Source organism: Streptomyces sp. WELS2, assembly GCF_013870595.1.
In the GTDB taxonomy this organism is placed as follows: domain Bacteria; phylum Actinomycetota; class Actinomycetes; order Streptomycetales; family Streptomycetaceae; genus Streptomyces.
In genome coordinates this window covers 1-1,589 of the sequence record NZ_JACBWZ010001165.1, presented here as the reverse complement: position 1 = coordinate 1,589, position 1,589 = coordinate 1, and the positions used below count along the sequence as shown (strand labels likewise).

Sequence of the window (1,589 nt, the reverse complement as noted above, 5' to 3'; positions counted from 1 at the left end):
GACGCGGAGCGGCGAGTCCTCGGTGGCGCGGGCCCCGGTGACGGAATCGGTGACGGACATGGCCGCGCGGGTGGGGCAGGCGTAATAGACGGGGCCGGCCCGCCGCCGGGGCCCCGGGTCAGCCGATCCGCTCCGTCGTCAGGAGGTGGGACGCGGTGAGCGCCAGCTCGCGCAGACGTTCCTGCGGCAGCCGGGACGCCGGGCCGGACACTCCGAGGGCGGCCACGACGCGGCCGTGCCGGCGGACCGGCACCGCGGCGCAGCACAGTCCCGGCTGGTAGTCCTCCACGTCGAGGGCGTAGCCGAGTTCGTGCACGGCGGCGACGTGCTCCTTCCAGCGGGCCCACTCCTCCGGCTGCTCGCGGGCGAGGCGCTCGGCGGTGGCCGGCCGGAAGGCGAGCAGCACGTGTCCGATGGCGGTGCCGAAGAAGGGGTCGTGTCCGCCGACGGGTACGGCCAGCTTGAGCGGCTGGGAGGACTCCACGGTGTCGATGTACACGTAGTCCCGCAGTGCGGGGACGGCGAGGTAACAGGTCTCGGCGCTGATCGAGGCGAGCTTGTCGAGCACCGGGTGGACGGTGTCGCGCAGCGCGTCGTCGCTGCCGACGGAGCCGCGGGCGAGTTCGGTCAGGCGTTCCGTGAGGATGTACCGCCCCGCCGAGGAACGCTGGGTCACGTACCCGAGCGACTCCAGCGTGGACAGCAGGTTGTGGGCGGTGCTGCGGGACAGGCCGACGGACGCGGCCGCGTCGCTCAGGCGGGCCCCCTCGGCGGCGGCGCCGACGGCCTCCAGCAAGGCGAAGGCGCGGGCCACGGACTGCACGCGATGTGGGCGTGTGGAGTCGGATTCCACCATGCCGAATCTTCCTCTTCGTGATTGGGCACCGTCCCACATGAGGGGCAACGTGCTAGCGTTGTAGCGCAATGCGGAAATGAGCATGCCGAATGCGAGCTCCAGTTCAACATACCGGAAATATTTGGTTTACGCCCTCGCCATTCCGTAGCGAGAGCAACGGCTGACCGGCCGTGCGGGAGCCCCGGCCGCGAAGCCGCGATCGGCGAGGCCGGGTGTCGCGCCGCCGTCCCGCGCGGCCGAGCACGAAGGGGGAAGAGTGCACGCTGCCGACGCAGAGAAGGTCTCCTCGGCCGGGAAGATCTCCTTATACGACGCCGGACCGGGCCCACGCGGCGCCGATCCGGCATCCTCCGTCGCCGCGGAGGTGAGACGCGGACTGGGCGGCCGCGTCGAGCAGGTGGCTGTCGGCCGCCTGCGCCCGGCCGCCTCCCCGAGACGCCGTCTCGACCCCGGCCACGTGGAGACGCTGGCCGCCCTGGACGACCCCTTCCCGCCGGTCGTCGTCCACGCGGCGACGGGCCGGGTCATCGACGGTCTGCACCGCCTGGAAGCCGCCCTGCGCAGGGGCGACCGGACCATCGCCGTCCGCTACTTCGACGGCGGACCGGACGAGGCGTTCGTCTACGCCGTCCATGCCAACACCGCGCACGGGCTTCCGCTGTCGCTCGCGGAACGCCGTACGGCCGCCCTGCGCATCCTTCGGTCCCGGCCCGCCTGGTCCGACCGCCGCATC

At 72.6% G+C, this 1,589-nt stretch carries 1 protein-coding gene and 1 pseudogene; one reads left to right on the top strand and one right to left on the bottom strand.

The genetic code is table 11. From position 1 onward, the window contains the following. Positions 1-118: 118 nt before the first annotated feature. Positions 119-856, bottom strand: coding sequence for an IclR family transcriptional regulator (locus tag H5J33_RS34685; protein ID WP_181798629.1), 738 nt, complete (start codon positions 854-856; stop codon positions 119-121). A 364-nt stretch (positions 857-1,220) separates the two neighbouring features. Between H5J33_RS34685 and H5J33_RS34680 the strand changes: the two are divergent. Next, positions 1,221-1,589, top strand: a pseudogene (locus H5J33_RS34680) (hypothetical protein); the annotation flags it as partial.